Origin of the sequence: Pseudomonas sp. AL 58 (assembly GCF_036348395.1) — a bacterium.
GTDB classification, from domain to species: domain Bacteria; phylum Pseudomonadota; class Gammaproteobacteria; order Pseudomonadales; family Pseudomonadaceae; genus Aquipseudomonas; species Aquipseudomonas defluvii.
In genome coordinates, this window is the sequence record NZ_JAZBQR010000032.1 from 1 (window position 1) to 6,369 (window position 6,369).

Sequence of the window (6,369 nt, forward strand, 5' to 3'; positions counted from 1 at the left end):
CGTCGGCGGGGTGGCAGTAAGTGCGCGGCGGCTGCATCGCGGGCAAGACCGGCTCCTACAGGCTGTTTAGCCTTTGTTGGAGCAGGCTTGCCTGCGATACAAACAGAAATCTTCTATTAATCGCTTCGGCTTATAGCCAAAACCAATCGGCGGCATCAGCTTTGCCAATGAGCGATTTTTTCGATAAGTGACTAGGATTCTCTCCATCAGATTTCTCAACCCCTGAAGGAGCGTCACTCATGCCTATCATCAATAGCCAGGTCAAACCGTTCAACGCTACCGCTTACCACAACGGCAAGTTCGTCGAGGTGTCGGAAGCTGACCTGAAGGGCAAATGGTCTGTAGTATTTTTCTACCCGGCCGACTTCACCTTCGTCTGTCCAACCGAGCTGGGCGACCTGGCCGACAACTACGCCGAATTCCAGAAGCTGGGCGTAGAGATCTATGGCGTGTCCACCGACACCCACTTCACCCACAAAGCGTGGCACGACACCTCGGACACCATCGGCAAGATCCAGTACCCGCTGATCGGTGACCCAACCCACGTCATCTCCCGCAACTTCGACGTGCTGATCGAAGAAGCCGGTCTGGCTGACCGCGGTACTTTCGTGATCAACCCGCAAGGCCAGATCAAAATCGTCGAACTGAATGACGGCGGTGTCGGTCGTGATGCCAGTGAGCTGCTGCGCAAGGTCAAGGCCGCTCAGTATGTTGCCGCCCACCCAGGTGAAGTCTGCCCGGCCAAGTGGAAAGAAGGCGAAGCCACCCTGGCGCCATCGCTGGACCTGGTCGGCAAGATCTAAGACCTTGAACCAGCCGAGGGCGGTGTACCGCACCTGACGTTGTCACCGCCCCGCAAAACGCCCGGGCGCTTTCGCCCGGGCGTTGTTTTTTCTACTGTTTAAAAAGGAATCGCCCGTATGTTGGACGCCACGCTTAAAACTCAGTTGAAGTCCTACCTGGAGCGGGTCACTCAGCCGATCGAGATCGTTGCTTCCCTCGACGACGGCGCGAAGTCCCGTGAATTGCACGACCTGCTGCGCGAAATCGCCAGCCTGTCGAACCTGATTACCCTGCGTGAGGATGGCAGTGACGCCCGTCGCCCGTCGTTCTCGCTCAATCGCCCTGGCGCCGATATCAGCCTGCGTTTCGCGGGTATCCCCTTGGGGCACGAATTCACCTCGTTGGTGCTGGCGCTGCTGCAGGTCGGCGGTCATCCGTCCAAGGCCGGCGCCGAAGTGATCGAGCAGATTGGTGCGCTCAAGGGTGAGTTCAACTTTGAAACCTACTTCTCGTTGTCCTGCCAGAACTGCCCGGATGTGGTCCAGGCGCTTAACCTGATGGCGGTACTCAATCCGAGCGTGCGCCACGTCGCGATCGACGGCGCGCTGTTCCAGGATGAAGTCGAGTCACGCAAGGTCATGGCCGTGCCAAGTGTGTACCTCAATGGTGAGGTCTTCGGTCAGGGCCGCATGGGGCTGGAGGAGATCCTCGGCAAACTCGACACCAGCGCCGGTGAGCGTCAGGCCGAGAAAATCAATGCCAAGGATGCGTTCGATGTGCTGGTGGTCGGTGGTGGCCCGGCCGGTGCTGCAGCGGCCATTTACGCAGCGCGCAAGGGTATTCGTACCGGTGTTGCTGCTGAGCGTTTTGGCGGTCAGGTACTCGATACCATGGCAATCGAGAACTTTATCTCGGTGCAGGAAACCGAAGGGCCGAAGCTGGCTACGGCGCTGGAGGAGCACGTCAAACAGTACGACGTCGACATCATGAACCTGCAGCGTGCCGACGCGCTGATTCCAGGTACCGAGGGTGGCCTGCACGAGGTGCGCCTGGCCAGTGGTGCGTCGCTCAAGGCCAAGACCGTCATTCTTGCTACCGGTGCGCGCTGGCGTGAAATGAACGTCCCGGGGGAGAAGGAGTACCGCAGCCGCGGTGTCGCCTATTGCCCGCACTGCGATGGCCCGCTGTTCAAAGGCAAGCGCGTGGCGGTGATCGGTGGTGGCAACTCCGGTGTGGAAGCGGCTATCGACCTGGCGGGTATCGTTGCTCAGGTCACCCTGATCGAGTTTGACAGCCAACTGCGTGCCGATGCGGTACTGCAACGCAAGCTGCACAGCTTGCCCAACGTCAAGGTCATCACCAGCGCTTTGACGACTGAAGTCCTGGGCGATGGGCAGAAGGTCAGCGGCTTGCGCTATAAGGACCGCACGACTGAAGTGGTGCATGATCTGGCGCTGGAAGGGATCTTTGTACAGATCGGCTTGCTGCCCAATACCGATTGGCTCAAGGGCACCGTCGAACTGTCCGCGCGTGGCGAGATTGTGGTCGATGCCCGCGGTCAGACCAACCTGCCAGGTGTTTTTGCCGCCGGTGACGTGACCACTGTGCCGTACAAGCAGATTGTCATTGCGGTCGGTGAGGGCGCCAAAGCATCACTGGCAGCCTTTGATCACCTGATTCGTACCTCGGCGCCAGCCTGAGGCCTAGCCTGACCATTACCGAAAGCGCTTCTACCCCAGGAGGGTGGAAGCGCTTTCGGCTGTCTGTGCCCCTGTGACGCAAGCGCCCGGGGCATCGCTTAGAATTCAGTAGGCTGAATGATCTCGACCCAGTAATCGTCCGGGTCCTTGATGAAGGCCAGGTGCTTCATGCGGCCATCGCTCAGACGCTTCTGGAAGGTGACACCCAGTGCTTCAAAGCGTTCGCAGGCTGCGCGGATGTCCGGTACCGAAATGCAGATATGGCCAAAGCCGCGCGGATCGGTGTTGCCATTGTGATAGGCGAACGCAGGATCATTCTCGGTGCCGTGGTTGTGCGTCAATTCAAGGATGCCAGGAATCGACTTCATCCACGTGTTACGTGCTGCTGGATCGCTGGGGATCTGCGCCTTGTCGACCAGGGCGAGGAAGTACAGGCTGAATTCAGCTTCCGGGAAATCGCGCTTTTCCACCAGGCTGAAGCCCAGTACACGGGTGTAGAAGTCCAGGGATTTGGCGACATCCTTGACCCGCAACATGGTGTGGTTGAACACGAAGTTTTGGGTCGCAGCGTCCGGTTGTGCAGTGACGCCAGGAAGTGTGTCGAGATGTTGCAAGCTCATGGGCTCTCCGCAGAAAAGGCTGGCACGGTGGTGCCAGCGAAACGGTCAGGCGGCCATGATACGGAAGTGAAGCGATTGCGCAAACGGTTTGCGCCCTGCAGACGGGGTCGGCAGGGCGCAATCAAATAAGTAGCCCGCCGGAGCGGGCAAATGGGGCGCTAGTCCTTTAGCAGCTTTCATCCTGGAAGAGATGATGTGAAAAATATGTGAAGTAAAAGGGCGCTTTTCAGTGGCGTACCCAGCTCTCGACCGTCTGCGCGCCGTACTGTTGTTTCCAGGCTTTCAGGCCACGGTGATTGCCCCCTTTGGTTTCGATCAACTCGCCGGTGTGGGGGTTTTCGTAGACTTTTACCACGCGTGGACGACGTTGCCGGACAGTGGCGGGCGATGTCTTTTCGGCTGCTTTGGGATCGAGTATTTCGATCACATCGCGCAGGCTCTTGCCATAGCTGTTCATCAGGCCGACAAGTTTCTGCTCGAACTCTATTTCACGTTTTAGGCCGGCATCCTTTTTCAAGGCCTCCAGTTGAGCAAGCTGTTCCTGGAGCGCTCTTTCGGCAGCACGAAACTCAGCAAGTCGGGACACAATCATTACTCCTCTTTATCTGCAATGGCGTTGTATGCACGGCCATCATTAGCGTATTGAAAAGCACAGCGGTCGCAGGGGCATGGCGTCATAGTAATAATCAGTGTAGTCAATAAATAACGCGCCGCGGTTAGGCTTTTATAATGACGGTGTGCAGAACTATTGAACTACAGCGCTTTCCGCTATTTGAGGATTAGTCGAGCGGCCGAGGTGTCTAGACCAAGGTCCAATGGCCCGTTCTAGAGCGGTCTGGCGATAATTTAAGGTCGCCGCAGGTGGTATGTCGGTGCATGTGGCCGGTGCCAGGAAGGGCGCCGGTTGGTTCTTTGCCTTTATTCGGATTGTCGTAACTCATGTTCCCCCCCTCTCCATTTGTCCAAGGGCGCCATCTGGCGGGCCTAGTGGCCCTGTTTGCCGGTTTTTCGGCCCAGGCCGCCGGTTTTCTTGACGACACCAGTGCCAAAGTCGAGGCACGTAATGTCTATTTCAATCGCGACTTTCGCGATGGTCACACCAGCTCGCAACAGGGGGGCTCAAAACGTGAAGAGTGGGCTCAGGGCTTTATCCTGAATGTGCAATCCGGTTATACCGAAGGGCCTGTCGGGTTTGGCGTTGATGCACTGGGCATGTTCGGTTTCAAGCTCGACTCCAGCCCCGGCGACAGTAACAGTGGACTGTTGCCTTCCAGTGGCCACAACCCCCGGCATTCTGCGGACCAGTATGCAAAGTTGGGCGTAGCGGGGAAAGTGCGCTACTCGAACACCGTGCTCAAGTACGGTGCGATGATGCCCGATGTGCCGTTGCTCAAGTACAACGATGGCCGTTTGTTGCCAACCATGTTCCACGGCACCCAGTTGACCTCTGAAGAGGTCAAGGACCTCAAGTTCATGGCGGCGCGCCTGGATCGCTACACCGCACGGGACTCGACCGATGCACAAGAGATTCGCGTGCATTGCAAGAACAAGCGCTACGCTTGCGATACCAAGGCCGATCACTTTGACATGGCTGGGGTCGACTACCGTTTCAATGAGCGGCTCACGGGTCAGTACCAGGTTGCGACCCTGGACGACATCTACCGTCAGCACTTCCTGGGCGTGCTCGCCAGCCAGCCCCTGAGCGTGGGCAGCCTGTCGGCAGACCTGCGGCTTATCAAGAGTGACGACATCGGCGCAGCCAAGGCTGGCAGTATCGATCACCGTGCGTTCAGCGGCATGCTGGGCTACGGCCTCGGTGGGCACAAGTTCAGCGCTGGCTGGCAGCGTATGTATGGCGAAAACGCCATGCCGTACCTCGATGGCAGTAATCCGTACCTGGTCAACTATTCTCAGGTCAACGACTTTGCCGCCGCTCAGGAGCGTTCCTGGCAACTGCGCTACGACTATGACTTCAAGGCACTGGGTGTTCCGGGGCTGACCTTCTTCACCCGCTACATCAACGGCGACAGTATCAAGGTGCCGGGTAGCCAGGCCGAAGGCAAGGAATGGGAGCGCGACACCGAGTTCAAGTACCAGGTACAGAGCGGTACGTTCAAGGATGTCAGTGTGCGCCTGCGTAACGCTACCTACCGCAGCAACTACGAAAAATTTGCCCGCGACATGGACGAAACCCGGGTGATTGTCAGCTACAACTTCTCGTTGCTGTAAACGGCTTTGCCAGGAATACGCGGCCGTTCGACAATGGCCGTGTATTCCTGGGAGCCACAGTGATGAAACACCTGCTGCTGATCGGCATCGGCCCGGGCAATCCCCGACAGATCACGCTGGAAGCCATTGATGCACTGAACCGCGCCGACGTCTTTTTCCTGCTGGACAAGGGGGCGGGCAAGGATGACTTGCTGCGTTCGCGCATGGAACTGCTTGAGCAGCATGTGCATCGGCCTTATCGGGTGGTTGTGGTTGATGACCCGCTGCGTGACGCCGGGGCACCGGATTATGTCGAGGCGGTACAGGGCTGGCACCGCCTGCGCGCGCGTTTGTATGCGCGACTGCTGGCAGATGAACTGCAGCAGGGGGAATGCGGCGCCTTCCTGCTGTGGGGCGACCCTGGGCTGTATGACAGTACATTGCGCATTCTCGATCTGATCGAAGCGCGGCACTTTTCCATTGAGGTCATTCCCGGTATCAGCAGTGTCCAGGCGCTGGCCGCGCGTCATTGCATCCCCTTGAACCGCATTGGCGAGCCCTTGCAGATACTGCCCGGTCGGCGTTTGGCTGATGTGTCGCCAATTGAAAACGTGGTGGTGATGCTCGACGCCCAGTCAGTCTTTGCCACGCTGGACGATCCGCAGTTGCACATCTATTGGGGCGCTTATCTGGGAACGGATGATGAAATCCTGATTCAGGGGCCGTTGCTGGAGGTCAAGGCACAGATCCTTTCCCGGCGCGAGCAGGCCAGGGCCAGCAAAGGCTGGATCATGGACACCTATTTGCTGCGACGGCTGTACTAAAACAGGCCACGCAATTCTGATTAGCGACGCGTCTGTCGCAGAGTTCAGACGCATCCTACATCCTTCTGAAAACACCCCTGCTAGCGTCAAATCCCTTCGTATGTGGGGTTTTCATGCTTGCACGAGCGCCTCGCCCATCACCGTCGCGATAGGGACAAGGGATGTTCTCAGCCGCCAATCACGCGCACTTCAGCCTGACGATCGATGACCTTCAGCACGACCTTCAGGTGCTGT

6 protein-coding genes are annotated in these 6,369 nt (G+C 58.0%); 4 read left to right on the forward strand and 2 right to left on the reverse strand.

What is annotated here, in order from left to right; all coding sequences use genetic code 11:
- The first annotated feature begins 239 nt into the window (after nt 1–239).
- Both ahpC and ahpF read left to right on the forward strand, forming a co-directional pair.
- Nucleotides 240–803 (forward strand): alkyl hydroperoxide reductase subunit C, encoded by a 564-nt coding sequence (gene ahpC, locus UIA24_RS22120; RefSeq protein WP_099775108.1) that lies wholly within the window; start codon nt 240–242, stop codon nt 801–803.
- 117 nt (nt 804–920) lie between these two features.
- Nucleotides 921–2,483: an alkyl hydroperoxide reductase subunit F gene (gene ahpF, locus UIA24_RS22125; RefSeq protein ID WP_330523935.1), complete on the forward strand. Its 1,563-nt coding sequence runs from the start codon at nt 921–923 to the stop codon at nt 2,481–2,483.
- 98 nt (nt 2,484–2,581) lie between these two features.
- On the opposite strand, the gene gloA is transcribed toward ahpF, so the two are convergent.
- A complete protein-coding gene (gene gloA, locus UIA24_RS22130; RefSeq protein WP_065762010.1) occupies nt 2,582–3,103 on the reverse strand; it encodes a lactoylglutathione lyase in 522 nt (173 codons plus the stop codon).
- A 226-nt stretch (nt 3,104–3,329) separates the two neighbouring features.
- On the reverse strand, nt 3,330–3,689 hold the full coding sequence (locus UIA24_RS22135) for a histone-like nucleoid-structuring protein, MvaT/MvaU family (RefSeq protein ID WP_099776696.1): 360 nt from the start codon (nt 3,687–3,689) through the stop codon (nt 3,330–3,332).
- Between the two features lie 353 nt (nt 3,690–4,042).
- On the opposite strand from UIA24_RS22135, the gene UIA24_RS22140 reads away from it, so the two are divergent.
- Complete coding sequence (locus UIA24_RS22140; RefSeq protein ID WP_099775105.1) at nt 4,043–5,332, forward strand: OprD family porin; 1,290 nt, start codon at nt 4,043–4,045, stop codon at nt 5,330–5,332.
- 62 nt (nt 5,333–5,394) lie between these two features.
- Nucleotides 5,395–6,135, forward strand: a complete 741-nt coding sequence (gene cobF / locus UIA24_RS22145; protein WP_330523936.1) for a precorrin-6A synthase (deacetylating) — start codon at nt 5,395–5,397, stop codon at nt 6,133–6,135.
- The last annotated feature ends 234 nt before the right edge of the window (nt 6,136–6,369 follow it).